The sequence below is a fragment of the Frigoribacterium sp. 9N genome (assembly GCF_902506305.1).
Classification (GTDB): Bacteria; Actinomycetota; Actinomycetes; order Actinomycetales; family Microbacteriaceae; genus Frigoribacterium.
Window position 1 is genome coordinate 2406643 of record NZ_LR733392.1, and the last position, 21396, is coordinate 2428038.

The following is a 21396-nucleotide window of genomic DNA, read 5'->3' on the forward strand; positions in this document are numbered from 1 at the left end:
CGACGCCGACCCATCGCACATCGTCCGATCAGAAGGAGACACCGATGGCCACCACCGACGAGACCCCGAAGAGCACCGTCCCGAGAGGCACCGTCGGGGTGCCCGGCAGGACGGTGGTCGCCGACGGCGTCGTCGCCACGATCGCCGGCATCGCCGCCCGCGAGGTGCCCGGCGTCTTCGCCCTCGGTGGCGGCACCGCGCGGGCGTTCGGCGCCCTGCGGGACGTGATCGGCACGACCGACCTCGGTCAGGGCGTGCGCGTCGAGGTCGGCGAGACCCAGGTCGCCGCCGACGTCACGATCGTCGTCGGGTACCCGGCCCCCCTGCACACGGTCGCCGAACAGGTGCGTGCCGCGGTGGCCGGGGCGATCGAGCAGCTCGTCGGCATGGAGGTCGCCGAGGTGAACGTCGCGATCGTCGACGTCAACATCCCCGGTGACGACGACGTCGACTCCACCAGCGAGAGCCGCGTCTCGTGACCGCCACCACCACGGGCATGGCCGTCGGCGCCGTGCTCGCCGTCTCGGCCCTGACCTTCGGGTTCTGGGGCTTCGTGCTCGTCGCGGTCTTCATCGCCGTCGGCGCGCTCGTCGGGCGCATCGTCTCGGGCAGGACCGACGTGGCCGGGCTGCTGGACGCCTTGCGCGGACGGCGCTCGTCGTCATGACCACCGTCGGCACGGATCTCGCCGAGACGGGACGCGTCGTCGCGGGGCACGTCGGCATCCCCGCCAAGGTGCTGCAGAAGGTGGCGGTGGCCGTCGTCGCCGAGACCCTCCACGTGCGTCGGGCCGACGTCCGCGTCCTGGCCGAGGACGACGCCGGCCAGCTCGCGCTGCGCGTCTCGACGCCGGTCCGCGTCCCGATGCTCTCCGAGGCCGTGACCATGCCCGAGGGCGGGGTCCTCGCCGTCGTCCGCGACCTCCAGTCCACCCTGACCCGTCGGCTCTCCGAACTCGCGGGACGCACCGTGTCCCGCGTCGACGTCACCGTCAGCGGCAGCCGCACCGACCGGACGGGGCGCACCTCGTGAGCGGGATCGACCCCGGCCTGTACCGCCGCGTCCTCCGACGCGAGCAGCACTCCTCGCGCTCGGGCAGCGCCGTCGTCGTGCTCGTGCTGCTCACGCTCCTCGTCGGGTACGTCGGGGTGGAGGCCGTCTACGCCGCGCTCGGTCGACGGGCCCTGCTCTTCTCCCCGGTCGACGTCCTCGCGACGCTGACGTCGTCGGTCGACGGCGGCGGCACCTCGGGCCTCGTGCTCGGCGCCGGCGTCGTCGCGGCGATCGTGGGCCTCGTCCTGATCGGCCTCGCCGTGACGCCCGGCCGTCGCGGACGCCACACCGTCGACGACGACCGCGTGGCGGTGGTCGTCGACGACCGGGTCATCGCGTCCTCGCTCGCCCGGGCCGCCCGTGTCTCGGGGCGCCTCTCGGACCAGCAGGTCTCGGCGTGGGTGTCCCGTCGTCGGGCCCAGATCGACCTGACGCCCGCGTCCGGCCTCGCGGTCGACGAGCAGTCGGTCGAGGCCGCCACCCGCTCCGAACTCGAGTCGGTCGCCTACCGGCCCGAGCTCACGGCTCGCGTCCGCACGACCGACACGGGGAGGGTCGGCGCATGACCTCGAGCAACCGGTTCGCGAACCGCCTCCTCTTGTTCGTCGTCGGCCTCGTCGCCCTGACCGTCGGAGCGTTCCTCGTGATCGTCGCCCTGCCCGGCGGCGGCGTCCTGCGCGACCTGCTGTCACCCGCGTCGTCGGCCCTCGACGACGCCGTGGCGGCGACGCCGATCGACCCGTCCGGTGCGACGGGCGGCAGCTGGCTGCCGGTGGCCCTCGCCCTGCTCTGCCTGTTGCTCGTCATCGTCTTCGTCATCGCGATCCCCGCCCACGGGCACGGTCGCACCGACAGCGTCGTCGTCCAGGACGACCCGGCCGGCTCGGTCGCCGTGTCGAGCTCGTTCGCCGACACCGCGATCACGGACGCGCTCCGCGACCGCCGCGACGTGGCCTCGGTGGGCGTCTCGGCGTGGACGGTCGCGGGTCGGCCCGCCCTCAAGGTGCGGGTGCGGCTGACCGCGGGATCGTCCCCGGCACCCGTGGTCGCGGCGGCGTCCGACGTCGCCCGCGGGCTCGACCGCGTGCTGGGCGAGACGGTGCCCGTGCTCGTCGAGATCACCGGCGCCTCGGCCGTGCGCAAGGGGTCCGACAGCCGCGTGTCCTGACGACCCGCGCCTCCTCGGCTCCGCGACCGGCGCCTCCTCGGCTCCGCGACCCGCGCCTCCTCGGCTCCGCGAGCCGCGCCTCCTCGGCTCGGCCTCAGCGGACGGCGAGCAGGATCTTGCCGCTGTGCCCGCCGGACTCCATGCGCTTGTGGGCCGTGGCGACGAACTCGAGCGGGTAGACGCTGTCGAGCACCGGTCTCACCGACCCGGCCTCGACCAGCGGCCAGACGTGCTCGCGCACCTCGGCCATGATCGCGCGGCGTTCGTCGAGGGGGCGGGCGCGCAGCGTGGTGGCCCAGACCCGACCGCGCTTGGCCATCAGGCGCGACAGGTCGATCGTGGCCGACGGGCCGCCCTGCACGGCGATCACCATGATCCGGCCGTTCACGGCGAGCGCCTCGACGTCGCGGGCGATGTAGTCGCCACCGACCAGGTCGAGCACGACGTCGACGCCGCGGCCCTCGGTCAGCTCGTCGACGACCGCGACGAAGTCCTCGGTCTTGTAGTCGATGCCGCGCGCGGCGCCGAGCTGTTCGCAGAACGACGTCTTGTCGGCCGTCCCGGCGGTGGCGTACACGGTCGAGCCGAGCGCCACGGCGATCTGGATCGCGATCGAGCCGACGCCGCTGGCGCCGCCGTGCACGAGCAGGGTCTCGCCCGGCTTCAGCCCGGCGCTCATGAAGACGTTCGACCAGACGGTGGCGACGGCCTCGGGCAGGCCCGCCGCCTCGACGAGGTCGACGCCGCGCGGCAGGGACAGCACCAGGCCCTCGTCGACCTGCACGCGGTCGGCGTAACCACCGCCCGGCAGCAGGGCCACGACGTAGTCGCCGACGGCCGCGGCGGTGACGTGCTCGCCGGTCGCGACGACGGTGCCGCTGACCTCGAGCCCGGGCCAGCCGGGCGCCCCGGCGGGCGACGGGTAGTGCCCCTCCCGCTGGTTGACGTCGGCGCGGTTGACGCCCGCGGCGGCGACGTCGATCACGACCTCGCGGGGGCCGGGCACCGGCTCGGCGACCTCGGAGACGACGAGGGCGGAGGGCCCTCCGGGCACGGGGACGGTGATGGCACGCATGCGTCCATCCTCCCCCCGTGGCCCGGCGCGCGCTGACTAGTCTTGTCGCGTGCTGCTCTCCGACCGCGACATCAAGCTCGAACTCGACGCCGGCCGAATCGGCCTCGACCCCTACGACCCGACGCTGATCCAGCCGTCGAGCATCGACGTGCGGCTCGACCGGTTGTTCCGGCTCTTCGACAACCACAAGTACCCGTTCATCGACCCGGCCGCGGACCAGCCCGAGCTGACCCGCCTGGTCGAGGCGAAGGCCGACGAGCCGTTCATCCTGCACCCGGGCGAGTTCGTGCTGGGCAGCACCTACGAGTTCGTCACCCTGCCCGACGACGTCGCGGCCCGCCTCGAGGGCAAGAGCTCGCTCGGGCGCCTCGGCCTGCTGACCCACTCGACCGCGGGCTTCATCGACCCCGGCTTCGGCGGGCACGTCACGCTCGAGCTGTCGAACGTCGCCACCCTGCCGATCAAGCTCTGGCCCGGCATGAAGATCGGCCAGCTCTGCTTCTTCAAGCTCAGCTCACCCGCCGAGCACCCGTACGGCTCCTCCGAGTACGGCTCGCGCTACCAGGGTCAGCGTGGTCCGACCGCCAGCCGGTCCTTCCAGGGCTTCGTGCACACGGACGTCTCCGCCCGCGACTGACCGCTGCGCGCTCGCGCCGCATCGGCGCCGCGCGTTCGCGCCGCTCTCGTCGAGAACGCAGGAGGCGCGGGCCGCGTTGGCCCCGCGCGTTCGCGCCGCGCTCGTCGAGAACGCAGGAGGCGCGGGCCGCGTCCCCGACGGTCGCCCCCTCCGGAGACGAGAAAGGGGTGCGGAAGGAACCCGACTCCCTCCGCACCCCGGCGACACGAGAGAAACCCGACGTCGATCTCGTGCGCTGTGACTCGCGGTCCTGAACCTTTCACCGCGAGGCCACTTCATTCTGCGGCTCTCCGCTCCTCGGGCAAACCCGGCAATGTCCGAAAAACGAAATGAAAGCTCAGCTTGCGAAGCGGTGGCAAAAAGTCACCCGTCACCCTTCGAGGGTGTCGCGGGGTGACCGCCCGAACTCGGCCGTGTACTGGGCCGCGAAGCGGCCCGCGTGGGCGAAACCCCAGCTGAGCGCCACGCCCGCGACGGTGTGGCCGAGGGTCGGATCGGCCATGACGAGGTCCCCGTGCGCGCCGCGCAGCCGCGCCCGCCGCAGTTCGGCCATGGGCGTCGAGTCGAGGTGGCGACGGAACGCCAGCTGCAGGGCGCGGGGGGTCACCCGAGCCGCCTCGGCGATCTCGACGACGCCGATGTCGTCGTGCGCGTGCTGCTCGATGTAGTCGCGAGCCCGACGCACGGTCGACGGGAGGGGCGTGAGGCCGTCGGCACCGCCGACGCCGACCACGTTCGTCTCGAAGGCCTCGAGGTAGGCGGCCACGAGCGACCGGAACGCCGAGCCCCGCACCAGCTGACTGGCCATGGCGGCGTCGTTGCGGATGACGTGCTCGTGCACGTGCCGGACGAGGTCGGACCAGTAGCGGCCGAGCGAGGGCGAGACCGCCTCGGCCGCGGTCGACCGGAGCCCCCCGGGGGCGGTGAGCCGCATGGCCTCCAGCTCGCGTTCGACGGCGGTGCGGTCGAGCATCACCTGCCCGAGCACGAGGTCGTACGACAGCATGACCTTGGCGTCGTGCGACGGGAACGAGAACGGTGCGCCCGGCTCGACCCTGAGCTCGTGGTCGCGGGTCCGCAGCGACAACCGGCCGGCCATCACGCCGCCGGCGACGAGGAACCCGGTCGGATCGCTCTCGGACAGCAGGCGTCCCCGCCGGTACTCGAAGCGACAGAGGGCGAAGCGCGTGTCGCCGGACACGGCGCGACTGTAGGTGAACGGCTCGGGGCCCTCGCCTTCGAGTCGCGTGATCTTGTAGTTCTTGCGGATCAGCGCGTGCGCGACCTCGCGATCCGTGGTCGAGACGCTGCGGACCCGCGGGTCGACGAGCGCCTCGAAGGTCTGCGCCCTGGGGGGCGCCGCGGTCGGATCGGTGGTGGCGTCGGTCGGCGCGGTGTCCGTGGGCGTGGTGTCCGTGGGCGCGGTGTCCGTCGGCGCGGTGTTCGTGGGCGTGGTGCGGAGTGCAGCTGATCCGGCGACTGGTGAGGCCGCCTGCGGTGTGGACGTCACGGTCGTTCCCCTCGGGTGGGACGGTGATCCGGGGTGGTTGGTCCCGGGTGGTCCTCCCGACGTCGGTGTCGAGTGACCTACCCGAGAGTATCCAACAGACGAACTGGACGCGCGCCGCATCCTGGGGCAGGGCACCGCCCGGTCGGGTGCGGTCGCAGTCCGCGTAGCGTCGGGTCATGGACTACAGAACCCTCGGAAACAGTGGAGCCTCGGTGTCGGAGCTGACCCTCGGCACCATGACCTTCGGCGCCGAAGCCGACGAACCGACCTCGCACGCCATCCTCGACGCCTTCGTGGCCGGAGGCGGCACGCTCGTCGACACCGCCGACGTCTACAGCGCCGGCACCAGCGAGACCATCATCGGCCGGTGGCTGGCGAGCCACCCCACGGACGCCGACCAGGTGGTGCTCGCGACCAAGGGACGCTTCCCCATGGGCGACGGGCCCAACGACGTCGGGCTGTCGCGTCGTCACCTCGCGAAGGCCCTCGACGCCTCGCTGACCCGGCTCGGCGTGGAGCACGTCGACCTCTACCAGATGCACGCCTGGGACCACCTCACCCCGATCGACGAGACGCTGAGGTTCCTCGACGACGCGATCAGCGCGGGCAAGATCGGCTACTACGGCTTCTCGAACTACCTCGGGTGGCAGGTGACGAAGGCCGTCGGCCGCGCCGAGGCCCTCGGTTTCGCCCCGCCCGTCACGCTGCAGCCGCAGTACAACCTGCTCGTCCGCGACATCGAGCACGAGGTCGTCCCGGCCTCGCTCGACGCCGGCATCGGGCTGCTGCCCTGGTCGCCGCTGGCCGGCGGCTGGTTGAGCGGCAAGTACGTCCGCGACCAGGCGCCCACCGGGGCCACCCGCCTCGGCGAGGACCCGAAACGCGGCATGGAGGCCTGGGAGGCGCGCAACGCGGACGAGCGCACCTGGACCGTCCTCGACGCGGTCACCTCGATCGCCTCGGCACACGACGCCTCGGCCTCGCAGGTCGCGCTGGCCTGGTTGCTGCGTCAGCCCGCGGTCACCTCGGTGATCCTCGGCGCCCGCACGGTCGAGCAGCTCGACGACAACCTGGGTTCGTCGGCGCTGGCCGCGGCCCTCACCGACGACGAGGTCGCCCGCCTCACCGCGGCGAGCGCACCCCGGGTCGACGACTACCCCTACGGCACGGCAGGGGTCGCCCAGCGCGACCGGAAGATCACCGGCGGCCGCTGACCAGGACGCGGCGCGCCTCCTGCGGGCACCGCGCCTCCCCCACGCTGTTCATCCCGCACGACACCGCGAGATGGTCACCGCGCCAGGTTTTCTCCTGGCGCCGTGACCATTTCGCGGTGCTGTGCGGTAGAGCGGCACGCGTGACCCAGCATCCCGCCACGAAGTAAACGTCCCGCCACGCAATCCTGTGGCGGGACGTTTACTTCGTGGCGGGATGCTGGGTCACGCGTGCCGCTCTACCGCACAGCACCGCGAAATGGTCACCGCGCCAGGTTTTCTCCTACGAGATTACTACGCGTCTCGTGGGCTCGGAGATGTGTATAAAGAGACAGCCGGGGTACACCCGGGTCGGCGGCCTCACCAGGCACCTGCACCCCGCTCCACGCGGATTCTCAGCCCACACGCCGCGCTGGTCCCGGCCAACCCCCTGACCGGCCCTTAACCTGTGCCCATGTCGACGTTCAAGAACCCGGTCGGGCCGCAACCGCCCTCGGTCTACTGGCGTCGTCGCGCGGTGCTCGCGCTCGGTCTGATCGCGGTCGTGGTCATCATCGTGTTGATCGTCGTCCGCCCCGGGTCCGGCTCGGCAGAACCCGGTGCCGCCGCGACGACCTCCTCGCCCCCGGCCGATGCCGCCCCCAGCGAACCGGCCGCCACCGAGACCGCCCCTGCGGCTGACGCCACCGCCGACCCGGCCGACACCTCGACCGAGGGCGCCTCCGACGCCGCAACCTGCTCGACCCGCGACATCGAACTCAAGCCCGTCACCGACAAGACGAGCTACGCCGCGACCGAGCTGCCGCAGATCTCGATGTCGATCACCAACTCGGGCCGCGCCGACTGCTCGATCGACCTCGGCTCGGCTCAGCAGACGCTCGTCATCACGAGCGGCGAAGAGCAGTACTGGTCGTCGAAGGACTGCCAGGTCAACGGCACCAACCAGGTCGTCACGCTCACCGCCGGCCAGACCCTCAGCACTCCCCCCATCGCCTGGGACCGCACGCGCTCGTCCGCCGACACCTGCGAATCGACCTCGCGTGAGCCCGTCACCGCCGGCGGCGCGACCTACCGCCTCGCCGTCTCGGTCGGCGACATCACCTCCGCCGACACCGCCCAGATGATCCTGAACTGACAGTGACCCACCCGTGAACGCAGCCACCCCCTCCTCCGAGCCCGTCGACCCCCGCGAGCCCGTCGACCCGGCCGACCGCAACGGCACCTTCCGCTCCGAGTCGCTCGAGCTGGCCCTCGCCGCCCAGGACGCCGCCGCCGTCGCCTTCGCCCTGCGTCACGACGTGGTCGTCGTCCCGAAGCTCGTGCTGCCGACCGACGCGAGCGCCGCCGCCGGCTCCGCACCCTCCACCGGTGGCCCCGACGACGGAGCCCTCCCCGACGAAGGCGACCAGGTCCGCGTCTTCGGCCGCGAGAACACCGACAAGCGCATCCTGCTGCTCTTCTCGTCGGACGACACCTACGCCGCGATGGTCCCCGACGACCCGAACCGCCAGGTCATGCTCTACGACGCGCTCTCGCTGCGCGCCTTCCTCGAGGCCCACCTCGACGTCATCGAGCAGGTCTTCTTCGACATCGCCGGCCCGCACACCATGGCCGCCAACCCGGAGGACCTCCTCAAGGCCCTCGGCTAGCGCCGGACCCCCAGAGCCCAGGAGGCGCGGGTCGAGTGGTCCCGAATCGTCCTCCCCAGCGCGACGAGGGACGATTCGCGACCACTCGACCGGCCACGGTGAACGCGAACTCGTGCGCGAGTTCGCGCGCGGACGACTACAGCGCGGGCAGCGCCTTCAGCATCCGCGAGTTGCCGAGCGTGTTCGGCTTCACCCGAGCCAGGTCGAGGAACTCCGCGACACCTTCGTCGGTCGAGCGGACGAGCTCGCCGTAGACGTCCGGCGGCACGAGCCCCTCGTCGCCGACGTTGAGGTAGCCGTGCTTCTCGAAGAAGTCCACCTCGAACGTCAGGCAGAACAGTCGGCCGATCTCGAGCCGACGGGCCGCCCCTTCGAGCGACTCGAGGAGGCGGTGGCCGACCCCCTTGCGGATCCATGCGGCATCGAGGGCGAGCGTGCGCACCTCGGCCAGGTCGTCCCACATGACGTGCAGCGCACCGCAGCCGATCGGCACCCCGTCGGGCCCGACCGCGATCTGGAACTCCTGGACGTCGCCGTACAGCGTCACGAGGTCCTTGCCGAGCAGGATGCGCTTCTGCACGAACGGCTCGCACAGTCGCTGGATGTGCGGCACGTCGCTGACGACCGCGTTCCGCACCGTGATGCCGTGCCGGTCGGCACCCCCGAGCGCGTCGGCGCCACCGAGCCGGTCGGCACCGCCGAGTCCGTCGGCACCGGTGGGCGCGTCTGCCGCGTCTGACATGGGACTCCCTCGAAGACCACGACCCGAGGAGGCGCGGGCCGCCGCCCAGCCTAGCGACGCGTTCGCGACCCGGCCCCGGGTACGCCGAAGGGCGGCCTCCACAGTGGAAGACCGCCCCGGGCGTCGAAGGCGACCCGCGCCTCCTTCGGTAGTGCTGTCGTGCCGGTGTTGCCGTCGTGCTGGTGTCGCGCCTAGCTCTCGAGCTCGGGGGCGTCGCCCACGAGGACCTCTTCGCGACCCGGCTGACGCGAGGTGGCGAAGGTGAACTCCCCGTCGACGAAGTCGACCTGCACGTGGTCGCCCGCGTTGAGCTCACCCTGCAGGATGCGCTCGGACAGACGGTCCTCGACCTCGTGCTGGATCGCACGACGCAGCGGCCGGGCACCGAGCGACGGGTCGAACCCGATCTCGATGAGACGCTCCTTCGCGGACTGCGACAGCACGGCCGTCATGTCGCGGTCGAGCAGACGGTCGGACAGGCGCTTGACGAACAGGTCGACGATCTGCAGCAGCTCTTCTTGGTTGAGCTGCGGGAACACGATCGTCTCGTCGACGCGGTTCAGGAACTCGGGCTTGAAGTGCTTCTTGAGCTCTTCGGTGACCTTCGAACGCATGCGCTCGTAGGAGGTCGCCGTGTCGCCCTCGATCTGGAAGCCGACGGGGCCGCCGGTGATGTCCTTCGTGCCGAGGTTGGTCGTCATGATGATGACCGTGTTCTTGAAGTCGACGACACGACCCTGACCGTCGGTGAGACGACCCTCTTCGAGCACCTGCAACAGCGAGTTGAAGATGTCGGGGTGGGCCTTCTCGATCTCGTCGAACAGCACCACGGAGAACGGCTTGCGGCGGACCTTCTCGGTCAGCTGCCCGCCCTCTTCGAAGCCGACGAATCCGGGAGGGGCGCCGAACAGACGCGAGACGGTGTGCTTCTCGCCGTACTCGGACATGTCGAGCGAGATCAGCGCGCCCTCGTCGTCGAACAGGAACTCGGCGAGCGCCTTGGCCAGCTCGGTCTTGCCGACACCGGTGGGCCCGGCGAAGATGAACGAACCGGAGGGACGCTTGGGGTCCTTCAGGCCGGCACGCGTGCGGCGGATGGTCTTCGAGAGGGCCGCGATGGCCTGCTCCTGACCGATGACGCGCTGGTGCAGGGCCTTCTCCATGAAGACGAGACGCGAGGTCTCTTCTTCGGTGAGCTTGAAGACCGGGATGCCCGTGGCCTGGGCCAGGACCTCGGCGATGATGCCCTCGTCGACGGTTCCGCCGGCTCCGGCCTCGCCCGAACGCCACGTCTTCTCGAGACGGAGGCGCTCACCGAGCAGCTTCTTCTCCTCGTCGCGCAGCGAGGCGGCCTTCTCGAAGTCCTGGTCCTCGATCGCGCCCTCTTTCTGGCCGCGGACACCGGCGATGCGCTCGTCGAACTCGCGCAGCTCGGGCGGTGCCGACAGGATCGACAGACGCAGGCGGGCGCCGGCCTCGTCGATCAGGTCGATGGCCTTGTCGGGCAGGAAGCGGTCGCTGACGTAGCGGTCGGCGAGGTTCGCCGCCGCGACGATGGCACCGTCGGTGATGGACACCTTGTGGAAGGCCTCGTACTTGTCGCGCAGCCCCTTGAGGATGTTGATCGCGTGGGGCAGCGAGGGCTCGTTGACCTGCACCGGCTGGAAGCGGCGCTCGAGGGCGGCGTCCTTCTCGAAGTGCTTGCGGTACTCGTCGAGCGTGGTCGCACCGATCGTCTGCAGCTCGCCACGGGCGAGCAGCGGCTTGAGGATCGACGCGGCGTCGATGGCGCCCTCGGCGGCACCCGCACCCACGAGGGTGTGGATCTCGTCGATGAAGACGATGATGTCGCCGCGCGTGCGGATCTCTTTGGTGACCTTCTTCAGGCGCTCCTCGAAGTCACCGCGGTAGCGGCTGCCGGCGATGAGCGAGCCGAGGTCGAGCGAGTAGAGCTGCTTGTCCTTCAGGGTCTCGGGGACCTCGCCCTTGACGATCGCCTGGGCCAGGCCCTCGACGACGGCGGTCTTGCCGACGCCGGGCTCACCGATCAGGACGGGGTTGTTCTTGGAGCGACGGGAGAGGATCTGCATGACCCGCTCCATCTCTTTCTCGCGCCCGATGACCGGGTCGAGCTTGTTGTCGCGCGCGGCCTGCGTCAGGTTGCGACCGAACTGGTCGAGCACCTGGCTGCCGCCCTGCGCGCCCTGGGTCTGTTCGCCGCCCACGGCCACCGCCTCTTTCCCCTGGTAGCCGGAGAGGAGCTGGATGACCTGCTGGCGGACCCGGTTGAGGTCGGCGCCGAGCTTCACGAGCACCTGGGCGGCGACTCCTTCACCCTCGCGGATGAGGCCGAGCAGGATGTGCTCGGTGCCGATGTAGTTGTGGCCGAGCTGCAGCGCCTCGCGCAGGCTCAGCTCGAGGACCTTCTTGGCACGAGGCGTGAAGGGGATGTGGCCGGTCGGCTGCTGCTGGCCCTGGCCGATGATGTCTTGCACCTGCTCGCGCACGGCGTCGAGCGAGATGCCCAGCGACTCGAGGGCCTTGGCGGCGACGCCTTCGCCCTCGTGGATCAGACCGAGCAGGATGTGCTCGGTGCCGATGTAGTTGTGGTTCAGCATCTTCGCCTCTTCTTGGGCGAGGACGACGACGCGACGGGCACGGTCGGTGAATCTCTCGAACATCTTCTTTGCTCCCTAGGTGGCGGGGTGGTTGTCGCCACCGAATGTGCATCTGGCGCCCGCAGGGTTCGGCACCGGTTTACAGAGAGAGTAACCAGGCCCCGCGGCTTAATCTGCCCCTGTTCGCTGGGGGCATAGAGCAGTGCGCAGGCGGGCTGACGGGGCGCGCTGACAGGGGTGGCGGCTAGCCTCGCGTCCATGGGCAAGTTCACGGTCGGCCTCGTTCCGCACCCCACGAAGTCGGTGCTCGACAGCGTCGAGATCATCCGCGGCTGGACGACCCGCTCACAGGCGCACCTCGTCGCCATGACCTCCGACGCGGCACGGGTCGGCGACGGCGTCGAGCTGGTCGACGAGCGCACCTTCCGCGAGCGCGTCACCGTCGTGGTGGCCCTCGGCGGCGACGGCACGATGCTCGGCGCGATGCGGCTCGTCGCCGAACGTCCCGTACCCGTGCTCGGGGTCAACTACGGCAACGTGGGGTTCCTGGTCGAGGTCGAGCCGCACGAACTGCCCGAGGCGCTCGACCGCGTCGGCCAGAAGCAGTTCTCGCTCGAGGCGCACCACGCCCTCGAGGTCACGCACTCAGCATCCGGCTTCGAGAACACCTACCTGGCCTTCAACGACGTCTCGGTGGCCCGCCGTCCGGGCGAGGGCGTCGTCTCGGCCGACCTCGTCCTCGACGAGACGCCCTACGGCTACTACAAGGCCGACGCGATCGTCGCGGCCACCCCCGCCGGGTCGACCGCCTACAACTACGCCGCGGGCGGGCCGATCCTGTCCCCCGCGATCGCGGCCGTCGTGGTCACCCCGGTGGCGCCGATGTCGGGCATCGACCGCTCGGTCGTCCTCGGCCCGCGAGAGAAGTTGCGCTTCGAGATCGGCGACGGCACGCACTCGGCCGCGCTCGAGGTCGACGGTCGCGTGGTCGCCGACGTCAGCGAGGGCTGCGTCATCAGGCTCGTGCTGCGGCGCGACGCCGGCCAGGTCATCCGGCTCGACGCCGACCGACACGGTCGCAAGGGCCGCCTGAAGCTCAGCCTGCTCGACCTGCCGTTGCGTGAGGACCAGCTGCTCGAGCTCGTCCCCACCGACGTCCGGGCCCGCTTCCGCGAGCGAGCCGAACGCGCCGGCGGCCTCGCCGGTGTCACCCACGACGACGACACCGCCGTCACCGGCATCAGCCCCCTGCACTGACGCGGCCGCTGCCGCTGCCGCTGCCCAGGGGCATCAGCCCCGGGCGCCGACGCGCTCGCCTTCAGGAGGTGCGGTGCGCGGTGATCGCGCGCCGCGCCTCCTGCGCTCTGCCGCCGTCGTGCGACCGGGGCAGCCGCCGCGGACCCGGGCAGGTTCGGCCACGGCGGGCGGCCGCGGACGCCCGAATCCCACGAACACGCCCACCCTGCCGCCGCCCGGACCCGGCCCCGGCCCCGGCTCGGCCGTCCAGCCCGGCCCGGCCGTCCAGCCCGGCCCGGCCCGGCCCCGGCCCGGCCTAGTACACCTCGCCCAGCGCCTCGGCGAAGACCTGCTCGGGGTCGCGGACGAACCCGCGCCGGGCGAACCAGGCGCAGACGTTGCGGCAGTCGCGTTCGAGCAGCTCGACGCCGGTCGGGTTGCTCGCCACGTCGACCAGCTGGGGCACGTCGATGGCGACCACGCGCCCGTCGTGCACGAGCAGGTTGTACGGCGAGAGGTCACCATGGGCGAAGCCGGCCCGGGCGAAGCCGATCACGATCTCGTGCACCTGCTCGAACAGCGGCCACAGCATGGCGCCGTCGTCCTTGACCTGGGCGAGGCGTGGGGCGGCCTCGGCCCCGTGCCCGACGAACTCCATCAGGATCTCGGTGCCGCTGATCTGCACCGGGTACGGCACGGCGACGCCGAGGGAGTGCATGCGGCAGAGCGCGTCGAACTCGGCCGCGGCCCAGAGCCCGGCCTGCACGCGGCGGCCGTGCGCCGAGCCGCGTGCCATCGCCCGGCCGTCGCGGGTGTTGCGCACGCGACGGCCCTCGCGGTACTCGGACGAACGGTGGAAGTCGCTCTGCTCAGGCCCGCGGTACCGCTTCGCGGCCAGCAAGGAGGCGCGGGCTCCGTCACCGGCGCCCAGCACGACGTCCGTCGGCACGGCTCGGTCGATCAGGTGGACGTCGGCCTCCTTGCCGGTCTTGACGACGCCGAGCTCGGTGTCGATCGCGGCCGCGGAGGTCACGACCCAGGCGGGCCAGGGCCGAGGTCCGCGTTCGGTGGGGGTGGCGGCCGGCCAGGTGGACCAGCGCTGGTCGGCGTCGGAGTCGGGGTCGACGGTGGAGAAGGTGGGGACGACGAAATCGTCGGAGAAGGACAAGCGGTGCTCCAGGGGAGGCGTGAGACCGGCCCGGCGGGCGCGACGAGGGTCGCGCGGCTGTCGCTACGGGCGGAGGGTCTCGGGGTGAGTGGGGTACGCGTGGCATGCGTCGACGGCAGTAATGCTCATCACCCCTCTCGTGGAGCGTCTCGTGGCCCGGCCATCTCGTGGCCCTGGTCCGCTCACGGTACCGCCCCGCGCCTCCCCTGTCGACGGTCGTTTCTCTCGATCCCCTGCCGGTCGAGTGGGCAGAAGATGCTCTTCGGACGGAAACGAAGCGCATCTTCTGCCCACTCGGCCGAGTCACGACAGCAGGCGACGCACGCGGGCGACGAGTTCGTCGGCCCGTCGCCCGTGGAGATCGTCGTCCGTGCACCGGACGGTGCGCCAACCGGCATCGGCGAACCTCTCGCGGCGCAGGATGTCCTGTCGGAAGCGCCCGGGGTCGCGGCGGTGCTCGTCACCCTCGTACTCGACGGCCACCCCGCACCACGCGTACCGGAGGTCGGGCTTGCCGAGGTAGCGCCCACGGTCGTCGTACGTGCGCACGTTAATCTCGGGCTCCGGGAGTCCCGCCCGGGTCAGGAGCAGGCGGAGCTCGGTCTCCTTCGGCGACTCGACCCCGGGTCGGACGAGTGCGAAGGCCTCTCGGACACGGGCGACGCCACGCCGACCCCGGGCGTCGTGGAGCGCACGCTCGAGTTGCGCGACCGGTCGTTCCCGAGCAGCCACGTGGGGGGACCAGCAGCCGGCCAACGCATCTCCGGCCCGGACGAGGTCGGTGAGCGACAGCAGCGACCCGCACTCCACCCACGCCGTGACCGGCTCGTCGACCGGCAGACCGTCGACCCGCGACATCGGGGGCCGGTCGGACGGACCGAGTCCTGCACGACGGTCCGTCGGGTCGGCCCGGGAGGCGGCCGCCCCTGCCCGATGCGTGGCGACACCAGGCCGTCGCGGGCCACGCCCCTCGATCGAGGTGACGTGGAGTGGTTCTCTGCCGTCGCGGACCCACCACGGCACGGGAAGACCCCACAGGCCCAGAGCCGTCACCCGGGAGAAACGCCAGTCGTCGAGCATCACCGGAAGCAACGCCCGGGCACTCGCCAGCAGGGCGGTCTGCGGGTCGTGCGGGTCGTGCGGGTCGTCCGGGTCGTGCGGTTCGGAGCCCCGGCCGACGAGGCGCCGGACGCCGCGGTGCGGAGCCTCGAGGTCGGCACCCCGGAGACGCCCGACCCTGAGACCCGCACGGTGGGCCTCGTCGACGGCGAAGGGGCGATCGGCGAGCGGGAGGGGGACGACGATGCGCGGCACTCGTCGAGAGTGCCCGCCGGAACGCGACCCGCACCTCCTGATGTCGTCGCCTCGGGATCGGTGCGAACGCGTCGCCTCTGGGGACCAGACGCCGCACGGCCCAAACGGGCAGAAGATGCTGCTCCCGACCCCGCGAAGGGCAAGATCTGCCCAGTCGGCGGAAGTGGCCTCCGGCTGACGAGACCGATCGGCGGCGAGTGGGCAGAAGATGCTGCTCGGGGAATCGCGAAGAGCATGTTCTGCCCACTCGCGGCTCCGAGGAGGCGCGGTGCGGGGCGCCACGGCACGGCACGAGACACGACGCGACCCCCGGACACGACGAAGGGCCGCCGCCCAGGGTGACCCGGGCGATGGCCCTCGCGTGGTGCAGCGTGCGGCGTGACCGCATACGACCTACTGCAGGTAGAGCTGGAGGTCCTGGCTCACGGCCTTCGCGAACATGCGGAGGCGGGCACGGCTCTCGACGCGCGAGACGGCCTGGCGCGACGAGTGGACGCGCTTCGAGATCTCGTCGAGGGTCATCGGCTGGTCGTCGTCGAGGCCGAAGCGCATGCGGATGACGCGCGCCTCGTCTTCAGGCAGCGTTGCCACGAGGGCGTGCATGTCGCGGTTGAGCAGCGAGCTCTCGGTGGCCTGCGTGGGCGACGGGGTCTCTTCGTCCTCGATGAAGTCGCCCAGTTCACTGTCTTCTGCGTCGCCGACGACGGTGTGGATCGACACCGGCTCGTGCGAACGGGACTTCAGCTCGATGAGGTCGGCGACGTCCATGGCGACCTCTTCGGCCACCTCGTCGACGGTGGGCGCACGGCCCAGGTCGACGGTCAGGTCACGCTCGGCCCGCGAGATGCGGTTGATGCGCTCGACCGTGTGCACCGGGATGCGGATGGCGCGCGCCTTGTCGGCGAGGCCGCGGGCGATGGCCTGACGGATCCACCAGGTGGCGTAGGTCGAGAACTTGTAGCCCTGCGTGTAGTCGAACTTCTCGACGGCACGGACGAGGCCGAGGTTGCCCTCCTGGATGACGTCCATGAAGGGCAGGCCGCGCTGCGTGTAGCGCTTGGCGATGCTGACGACGAGGCGGAGGTTCGCGGTGATCATGCGGTCCTTCGCACGCTCGCCGTCGTGCTGCAGCCAGCGGAGGTCGCGGAGCATCTCGGCGTGGGCCTTGGTGCGGTTCTTCTTGACCGCGTCGGCGGCCTGCAGCTCTTTGAGCTTCTCGCCGGCGAACAGGCCGACCTCGATGCGGCGGGCGATCTCGGTCTCTTCCGCTGCGTCGAGCAGCGGCATGCGGCCGATGTGGCGGAGGTAGTCGCCGACCTGGTCGGTGGAGGCCCCTCGGACCTGCGACAGGACCTCGACCTCGGTGTCGTCGGTTGCTGTGGTGGTGTTGCGCGTGGTGACGGAAGTGGTCGTCATCGTTCTCTCCCTGCTCGAGTACTGACCTGGTGTCGCGTCGATTAGTTCGTGAAGCTCGTCGGCGTACTTCGAGTCTGGCGTGCGGGGGCGTGCGGAAAAAAGCTGGTGCAGGCCCTGACGGGACTACTCCGAGCGCACGTCCAGAGTTTCGACGTCGACGGGGTACGAAGGCGAACGACGTTTGACAGCAGCCCGAATCGGGTATAGGCGGTCGCTATCACGCCGGGGGTACACATTCCCAGGTCGCTCACCGGAAACTCGGCGGCCGATCTGTCGGGGTACGACGAACGACACCGCGAGCCCAGGAGGCGCGGTGCCGTGACCCGAGGACGCGCGCGTCACCGGCGCGCCCGTCACCGGCGCACCCGTGTCACCGGCGCACCCGTCGGCGACCCACCCGGCGGCGGGAGAGGCCGGACTAGACCGTGCGGCGGCCCGAGCGGTCGGACAGGTCGGAGCGGTCGGACAGATCCGAGCGGTCGGACAGGCCCGAGGTGCCGGTAGCGCCGGCGCGGCCGGACAGCTCACGCGACTCGGCGCGCTCTTCCGCCTCGGCCCGGGCGCGCTCTTCGGCCTCGACCTTGGCGTAGGCGGCCCGCTCGGTGCGGTCGGAGCGCAGCAGTGCCCGGACGATGAACCAGAAGATGAGGCCCACGAGGATGGTGGGCGTCACGGAGAAGACGATGGCTCCGGCAAGGGACTCAGGCACCCGACCAGGGTACGTCGCCCTCCCGGGGAAAACCACGTGCACCTCTCGACGCCGAGACGACGGAGGCGCGGTGCCCGACCGGCACCGCGCCTCCTGCACCCGACGCGCGAGCGTCCGCACCCCCGCGCGAACGCGAACACGAGCGCGAGCGCGGGCGCGGGCGCTACTTGACCAGCGGGAAGAGGATCGTCTCGCGGATGCCGAGGCCCGTGATCGCCATCAGGAGGCGGTCGATGCCCATGCCCATGCCGCCGCTCGGCGGCATGCCGTGCTCGAGTGCGGTGAGGAAGTCGTCGTCGAGGCGCATGGCCTCGGCGTCGCCGCGGGCCGAGAGGGCGGCCTGCTCGACGAAGCGCTCGCGCTGGATCACCGGGTCGACCAGCTCGGAGTACGCGGTGGCGAGCTCGAAGCCGCGGACGTAGAGGTCCCACTTCTCGACGACGCCGGGCTTCGAGCGGTGCTGGCGGACGAGCGGGCTCGTGTCGACCGGGAAGTCGACCACGAAGGTCGGGCGGTCGAGCGACGGCTTGACGAAGTGCTCCCAGAGCTCTTCGACGAGCTTGCCGTGGGTCTCGTGCGGCACGACCAGGTCGACGGTGGCGGCGAGCGCCTGCAGGTCGGCGACGGTGGTCGACGGCGTGATCTCGACTCCGGCGGCCTCGCTGAGCGACTCGTACATCGGCACGCGGGCCCACTCGCCGCCGAGGTCGTACTCGGTGCCGTCGGCGAGGGTGACGAGGTGCGAGCCGGAGACGGCCATGGCGGCGTTCTGCACGAGCTCTTGCGTGAGGCGGGCCATCTGGTCGTAGTCGCCGTAGGCCTGGTACGCCTCGACCATCGCGAACTCGGGCGAGTGCGTCGAGTCGGCGCCCTCGTTGCGGAAGTTGCGGTTGATCTCGAAGACGCGGTCGATGCCGCCGACGACGGCCCTCTTGAGGAACAGCTCGGGCGCGATGCGCAGGTACAGCTCGGTGTCGAAGGCGTTGCTGTGCGTCTGGAACGGTCGGGCCGCGGCGCCGCCGTGCATGGTCTGCAGCATGGGCGTCTCGACCTCGAGGTACTCGTACGAGTCGAAGGTGCGGCGCAGCGACGAGACCGCGGCGGCCCGGGCGCGGACGGTGGCGCGGGCCTGGTCGCGCACGATCAGGTCGAGGTAGCGCTGACGCACGCGCGTCTCCTCGCTGAGCTCGGAGTGCAGGTTCGGCAGCGGCAGGATCGCCTTGGCCGCGATCGACCACTCGCCGACCATGATCGACAGCTCGCCGCGACGGGACGAGATGACCTCGCCCTTCACGAAGACGTGGTCGCCCAGGTCGACGAGCTCTTTCCAGTCGGCGAGGCGCTGCTCGCCGACCTCGGCGAGCGAGACCATGGCCTGGATGCGGCTGCCGTCGCCCGCCTGGAGCGCGGCGAAGCAGAGCTTGCCCGTGTTGCGGGCGTGCACGACGCGACCGGCCAGCCCGACGACGTCACCCGAGCGGCTGTCGGTCTCGAGCTCGGCGTACCGGGCGCGGACCGCACCGATCGTGTCGGTGATCGGCACGCCGACCGGGTACGCCTCGACGCCGGCCTCGAGCAGGCGGGCGCGCTTGTCGAGCCGCACCTGCTTCTGCTCCGACGCCTCGCGCGCGGCGGTGGCCGCCTCGTCGTCGGGGGTGGTGGTCGGGTCGGGCGCGGCGGTCATGTGTCAGGTGCTCCTGGGGTGGTGGAGGGGGCCCCTGCCTCAGCCCCGCCCGCGCCCCGGCCCCAGCACCAGCACCAGCACCACAGCACCACGAGATGGCCACCGCACCACGACTAGTCCTGGCGCTGTGACCATCTCCTGGCGCCATGCCGACCCGGCACGCACGCCCGGCACAGCCCGGCACGGCGCAGCCCGGCCCGGCACGCCGGGTAGCGTGGCGGCGTGACCCCGCTGACGCTCGCCCTCGTCGCCGCGGCCATCGTGGTCGGCGCCCTCACGCAGCGCATGGCGGGCATCGGCTTCGCGCTCACCGCCGCACCCCTCCTCGTGGTGGTGCTCGGCCCCGAGGCCGGCGTCTCGGTCGGCAACGCCCTCGCCGCCGTGCTCGCGCTGGTCGTGCTGGCGAGCACCTGGCGCACGGTGCGGTGGCGGACGGCGGCCCTCCTCGTCCTGCCCGCCCTCGTGACGATCCCGATCGGCGCGTGGGTCGTGCAGACCGCCCCGACCGGTCCGCTGACCATCGCGGTGGGCGCCCTGGCCCTGGTCGGGGTGCTCGTGATGGCGTTCTCGAGCCGCGCGCGCCTCCTGCCCGGCCGCGTCGGCGCCGTGGCCGCGGGCGCCCTCGGCGGCTTCATGAACGTCACGGCCGGCGTCGGCGGTCCGGCGCTGACGGTGCACGCCACCAGCGACCGCTGGCCCCGGGAGGTCTTCGTCGGCACCGGCCAGGTGTTCCTGCTGGCGATCAACCTGACCTCGGTGCTGACGAAGGGCATCCCGTCCGAGCCGGTCCCCGTCTGGGCGGGAGCCCTCGGCCTGCTGTTCGTCGGCGCCTTCGTCGGACACCACCTCAGCAAGGTCGTCCCGGCCCGGGTCGGCCGCATCCTCGTCCTGACGCTCGCGGCCGTCGGCAGCGCCCTCGCCCTCGTGCGCGGCATCACCCAGCTCTGACCCGGCCGCACCCAGCCGAGGAGGCGCGGGTCGCCACCCCACGCCCCTCGCCTAGACTCGGCCCGCCATGCAGTGCGACTACTTCGACGCGGGGCTGTGCCGTTCGTGCACGCTCCTCGACCGCCCCTACCCGGTCCAGGTCGCCGAGAAGGAGGCGCGCGTCCGCGACCTCCTCGGCGAGAGCCATGCGCCCTCGGCCTGGCTGCCGACGCTGACCGGCCCCGAGTCGGGGTTCCGCAACAAGGCGAAGATGGTCGTCGGCGGCACGATCGACGAGCCGACGCTCGGCATCCTCGACGGCCGCGGGCAGGGCGTCGACCTGCGCGGCTGCGGGCTGCACACGTCAGGAATCCAGGAGGCGCTGCCGACGCTGGCGGCGTTCGTGACCCGGGCGCGCCTCCTGCCCTACGACGTCCCGCGACGCCGCGGCGAGGCGAAGTACGTGCACGTCACCGAGTCGCCCTCGGGCGAGCTGATGGTGCGCTTCGTGCTGCGCAGCGAGCAGGCCCTGCCCCGGCTGCGGTCCGAACTGCCCTGGCTGCTCGAGGCCCTGCCCCGGGTCGCGGTCGTGTCGGTCAACCTGCTGCCCGAGCACAAGGCCGTGCTCGAGGGCACCGACGAGATCGTGCTGACCGACCGCGAGACGCTCACCATGCACCTCGGCGGGGTCGACCTCGAGCTGCGCCCCCAGAGCTTCTTCCAGACGAACACGGCGATCGCGGCCGGGCTGTACGCGCAGGCCGCCGAATGGGTCGACGCGATCGACCCGGCCACCGTGTGGGACCTCTACTGCGGCGTCGGAGGCTTCGCCCTGCACGTCGCGCGCCCGGGCGCCGGCCGCTCGAGTCGACACGCGCACCGCGAGGTCGTCGGCATCGAGACCAGCGAGGAGGCGGTGGCCAGCGCCCGGGGCAGCGCCCGTCGCGCAGGCCTCGAGCACGTGCGCTTCGCGGCGGACGACGCGACCCGGTTCGCGACGGGCGCGTCCGCGGGGGCGGGGCCCTCGGGTACCGGCACCGCGCCTCCGGAGCTCGTGATCGTCAACCCGCCGCGACGCGGCATCGGGGCGACGCTGGCCGGCTGGCTCGAGGGGTCGGACGTCGAGCACGTCGTCTACTCGAGCTGCAACCCCGTCACCCTGGCGAGCGATCTCGACGCGATGCCGTCGTTCGACGTGGTCGCCGCGCGCGTGTTCGACATGTTCCCGCAGACGCCGCACCTCGAGGCGATGGCCCTGCTGCGCCGCCGCTGAGCGCTC

21 protein-coding genes are annotated in these 21396 nt (G+C 71.6%); 12 read left to right on the top strand and 9 right to left on the bottom strand.

Features of this window, described 5'->3' with window-relative positions; translation table 11 throughout:
• Positions 1-44: 44 nt before the first annotated feature.
• Genes ARTHRO9V_RS14425 through ARTHRO9V_RS14445 form a run of 5 tightly spaced genes read left to right on the top strand, consistent with a single transcriptional unit; the run spans position 45 to position 2221 of the window.
• The gene (locus ARTHRO9V_RS14425; protein ID WP_159828214.1) at positions 45-479 is read left to right on the top strand and encodes an Asp23/Gls24 family envelope stress response protein; all 435 of its coding nucleotides are present in this window, start codon (positions 45-47) and stop codon (positions 477-479) included.
• A complete protein-coding gene (locus ARTHRO9V_RS14430; RefSeq protein ID WP_159828217.1) occupies positions 476-667 on the top strand; it encodes a DUF2273 domain-containing protein in 192 nt (63 codons plus the stop codon). Before ARTHRO9V_RS14425 ends, ARTHRO9V_RS14430 begins: the two co-directional genes overlap by 4 nt.
• The gene (locus ARTHRO9V_RS14435; RefSeq protein WP_159828220.1) at positions 664-1032 is read left to right on the top strand and encodes a hypothetical protein; all 369 of its coding nucleotides are present in this window, start codon (positions 664-666) and stop codon (positions 1030-1032) included. The genes ARTHRO9V_RS14430 and ARTHRO9V_RS14435 overlap by 4 nt, the downstream gene beginning before the upstream one ends.
• On the top strand, positions 1029-1619 hold the full coding sequence (locus ARTHRO9V_RS14440) for a DUF6286 domain-containing protein (protein ID WP_123571015.1): 591 nt from the start codon (positions 1029-1031) through the stop codon (positions 1617-1619). The genes ARTHRO9V_RS14435 and ARTHRO9V_RS14440 overlap by 4 nt, the downstream gene beginning before the upstream one ends.
• Positions 1616-2221, top strand: coding sequence for a hypothetical protein (locus ARTHRO9V_RS14445; RefSeq protein WP_159828223.1), 606 nt, complete (start codon positions 1616-1618; stop codon positions 2219-2221). The genes ARTHRO9V_RS14440 and ARTHRO9V_RS14445 overlap by 4 nt, the downstream gene beginning before the upstream one ends.
• A 94-nt stretch (positions 2222-2315) precedes the next feature.
• On the opposite strand, the gene ARTHRO9V_RS14450 is transcribed toward ARTHRO9V_RS14445, so the two are convergent.
• Positions 2316-3296 carry an NAD(P)H-quinone oxidoreductase gene (locus ARTHRO9V_RS14450; protein ID WP_159828227.1) on the bottom strand — a complete coding sequence of 327 codons (981 nt, stop codon included), beginning with the start codon at positions 3294-3296 and terminating at the stop codon, positions 2316-2318.
• Between the two features lie 49 nt (positions 3297-3345).
• Between ARTHRO9V_RS14450 and dcd the strand changes: the two genes are divergently transcribed.
• Positions 3346-3933 carry a dCTP deaminase gene (gene dcd / locus ARTHRO9V_RS14455; protein WP_159828230.1) on the top strand — a complete coding sequence of 196 codons (588 nt, stop codon included), beginning with the start codon at positions 3346-3348 and terminating at the stop codon, positions 3931-3933.
• Positions 3934-4303: 370 nt separating this feature from the next.
• On the opposite strand, the gene ARTHRO9V_RS14460 is transcribed toward dcd, so the two are convergent.
• Positions 4304-5443, bottom strand: a complete 1140-nt coding sequence (locus ARTHRO9V_RS14460) for an AraC family transcriptional regulator (RefSeq protein ID WP_159828233.1) — start codon at positions 5441-5443, stop codon at positions 4304-4306.
• 176 nt (positions 5444-5619) lie between these two features.
• On the opposite strand from ARTHRO9V_RS14460, the gene ARTHRO9V_RS14465 reads away from it, so the two are divergent.
• The 3 genes from ARTHRO9V_RS14465 to ARTHRO9V_RS14475 all read left to right on the top strand — a co-directional run bounded on the left by ARTHRO9V_RS14465 (position 5620) and on the right by ARTHRO9V_RS14475 (position 8303).
• Complete coding sequence (locus ARTHRO9V_RS14465) at positions 5620-6657, top strand: aldo/keto reductase (protein ID WP_123571020.1); 1038 nt, start codon at positions 5620-5622, stop codon at positions 6655-6657.
• A 451-nt stretch (positions 6658-7108) separates the two neighbouring features.
• Complete coding sequence (locus tag ARTHRO9V_RS14470) at positions 7109-7789, top strand: hypothetical protein (RefSeq protein WP_159828236.1); 681 nt, start codon at positions 7109-7111, stop codon at positions 7787-7789.
• A 13-nt stretch (positions 7790-7802) separates the two neighbouring features.
• Positions 7803-8303, top strand: coding sequence for a hypothetical protein (locus ARTHRO9V_RS14475; protein WP_052505199.1), 501 nt, complete (start codon positions 7803-7805; stop codon positions 8301-8303).
• A 136-nt stretch (positions 8304-8439) separates the two neighbouring features.
• On the opposite strand, the gene ARTHRO9V_RS14480 is transcribed toward ARTHRO9V_RS14475, so the two are convergent.
• Together ARTHRO9V_RS14480 and ARTHRO9V_RS14485 are read right to left on the bottom strand one after the other, a co-directional pair.
• Positions 8440-9045, bottom strand: coding sequence for an amino-acid N-acetyltransferase (locus tag ARTHRO9V_RS14480; protein WP_159828239.1), 606 nt, complete (start codon positions 9043-9045; stop codon positions 8440-8442).
• 191 nt (positions 9046-9236) lie between these two features.
• Positions 9237-11726: an ATP-dependent Clp protease ATP-binding subunit gene (locus ARTHRO9V_RS14485; RefSeq protein ID WP_159828242.1), complete on the bottom strand. Its 2490-nt coding sequence runs from the start codon at positions 11724-11726 to the stop codon at positions 9237-9239.
• Positions 11727-11921: 195 nt separating this feature from the next.
• Here ARTHRO9V_RS14485 and ARTHRO9V_RS14490 point away from each other — a divergent pair, with 195 nt between their 5' ends.
• Positions 11922-12920 carry an NAD(+)/NADH kinase gene (locus ARTHRO9V_RS14490; protein ID WP_159828245.1) on the top strand — a complete coding sequence of 333 codons (999 nt, stop codon included), beginning with the start codon at positions 11922-11924 and terminating at the stop codon, positions 12918-12920.
• 295 nt (positions 12921-13215) lie between these two features.
• On the opposite strand, the gene ARTHRO9V_RS14495 is transcribed toward ARTHRO9V_RS14490, so the two are convergent.
• The 5 genes from ARTHRO9V_RS14495 to lysS form a co-directional block, all read right to left on the bottom strand.
• Positions 13216-14067, bottom strand: coding sequence for a serine protein kinase RIO (locus ARTHRO9V_RS14495; protein WP_123571158.1), 852 nt, complete (start codon positions 14065-14067; stop codon positions 13216-13218).
• Positions 14068-14370: 303 nt separating this feature from the next.
• Entirely contained in the window at positions 14371-15381 is a 1011-nt protein-coding gene (locus ARTHRO9V_RS14500) for a hypothetical protein (protein WP_159828248.1), read from the bottom strand.
• A gap of 393 nt (positions 15382-15774) precedes the next feature.
• Positions 15775-16797: a sigma-70 family RNA polymerase sigma factor gene (locus ARTHRO9V_RS14505; protein WP_056044073.1), complete on the bottom strand. Its 1023-nt coding sequence runs from the start codon at positions 16795-16797 to the stop codon at positions 15775-15777.
• A 418-nt stretch (positions 16798-17215) separates the two neighbouring features.
• On the bottom strand, positions 17216-17506 hold the full coding sequence (locus tag ARTHRO9V_RS14510) for a hypothetical protein (RefSeq protein WP_159828251.1): 291 nt from the start codon (positions 17504-17506) through the stop codon (positions 17216-17218).
• A 163-nt stretch (positions 17507-17669) separates the two neighbouring features.
• The gene (gene lysS, locus ARTHRO9V_RS14515) at positions 17670-19190 is read right to left on the bottom strand and encodes a lysine--tRNA ligase (protein WP_056044078.1); all 1521 of its coding nucleotides are present in this window, start codon (positions 19188-19190) and stop codon (positions 17670-17672) included.
• Positions 19191-19412: 222 nt separating this feature from the next.
• On the opposite strand from lysS, the gene ARTHRO9V_RS14520 reads away from it, so the two are divergent.
• Both ARTHRO9V_RS14520 and rlmC read left to right on the top strand, forming a co-directional pair.
• Positions 19413-20138 (top strand): sulfite exporter TauE/SafE family protein, encoded by a 726-nt coding sequence (locus ARTHRO9V_RS14520; protein ID WP_159828254.1) that lies wholly within the window; start codon positions 19413-19415, stop codon positions 20136-20138.
• Positions 20139-20205: 67 nt separating this feature from the next.
• The gene (gene rlmC, locus ARTHRO9V_RS14525) at positions 20206-21390 is read left to right on the top strand and encodes a 23S rRNA (uracil(747)-C(5))-methyltransferase RlmC (protein ID WP_159828257.1); all 1185 of its coding nucleotides are present in this window, start codon (positions 20206-20208) and stop codon (positions 21388-21390) included.
• The last annotated feature ends 6 nt before the right edge of the window (positions 21391-21396 follow it).

What these genes read in the sequence shown, in the direction of transcription:
- lysS (WP_056044078.1), bottom strand. Translation starts at nt 19,190, where the DNA reads ATGACCGCCGCGCCCGACCCGACCACCACCCCCGACGACGAGGCGGCC.
- ARTHRO9V_RS14490 (WP_159828245.1), top strand. Translation starts at nt 11,922, where the DNA reads ATGGGCAAGTTCACGGTCGGCCTCGTTCCGCACCCCACGAAGTCGGTG.
- ARTHRO9V_RS14435 (WP_159828220.1), top strand. Translation starts at nt 664, where the DNA reads ATGACCACCGTCGGCACGGATCTCGCCGAGACGGGACGCGTCGTCGCG.
- ARTHRO9V_RS14505 (WP_056044073.1), bottom strand. Translation starts at nt 16,797, where the DNA reads ATGACGACCACTTCCGTCACCACGCGCAACACCACCACAGCAACCGAC.
- ARTHRO9V_RS14450 (WP_159828227.1), bottom strand. Translation starts at nt 3,296, where the DNA reads ATGCGTGCCATCACCGTCCCCGTGCCCGGAGGGCCCTCCGCCCTCGTC.
- ARTHRO9V_RS14485 (WP_159828242.1), bottom strand. Translation starts at nt 11,726, where the DNA reads ATGTTCGAGAGATTCACCGACCGTGCCCGTCGCGTCGTCGTCCTCGCC.
- ARTHRO9V_RS14480 (WP_159828239.1), bottom strand. Translation starts at nt 9,045, where the DNA reads ATGTCAGACGCGGCAGACGCGCCCACCGGTGCCGACGGACTCGGCGGT.
- ARTHRO9V_RS14470 (WP_159828236.1), top strand. Translation starts at nt 7,109, where the DNA reads ATGTCGACGTTCAAGAACCCGGTCGGGCCGCAACCGCCCTCGGTCTAC.
- ARTHRO9V_RS14465 (WP_123571020.1), top strand. Translation starts at nt 5,620, where the DNA reads ATGGACTACAGAACCCTCGGAAACAGTGGAGCCTCGGTGTCGGAGCTG.
- ARTHRO9V_RS14425 (WP_159828214.1), top strand. Translation starts at nt 45, where the DNA reads ATGGCCACCACCGACGAGACCCCGAAGAGCACCGTCCCGAGAGGCACC.
- ARTHRO9V_RS14445 (WP_159828223.1), top strand. Translation starts at nt 1,616, where the DNA reads ATGACCTCGAGCAACCGGTTCGCGAACCGCCTCCTCTTGTTCGTCGTC.
- rlmC (WP_159828257.1), top strand. Translation starts at nt 20,206, where the DNA reads ATGCAGTGCGACTACTTCGACGCGGGGCTGTGCCGTTCGTGCACGCTC.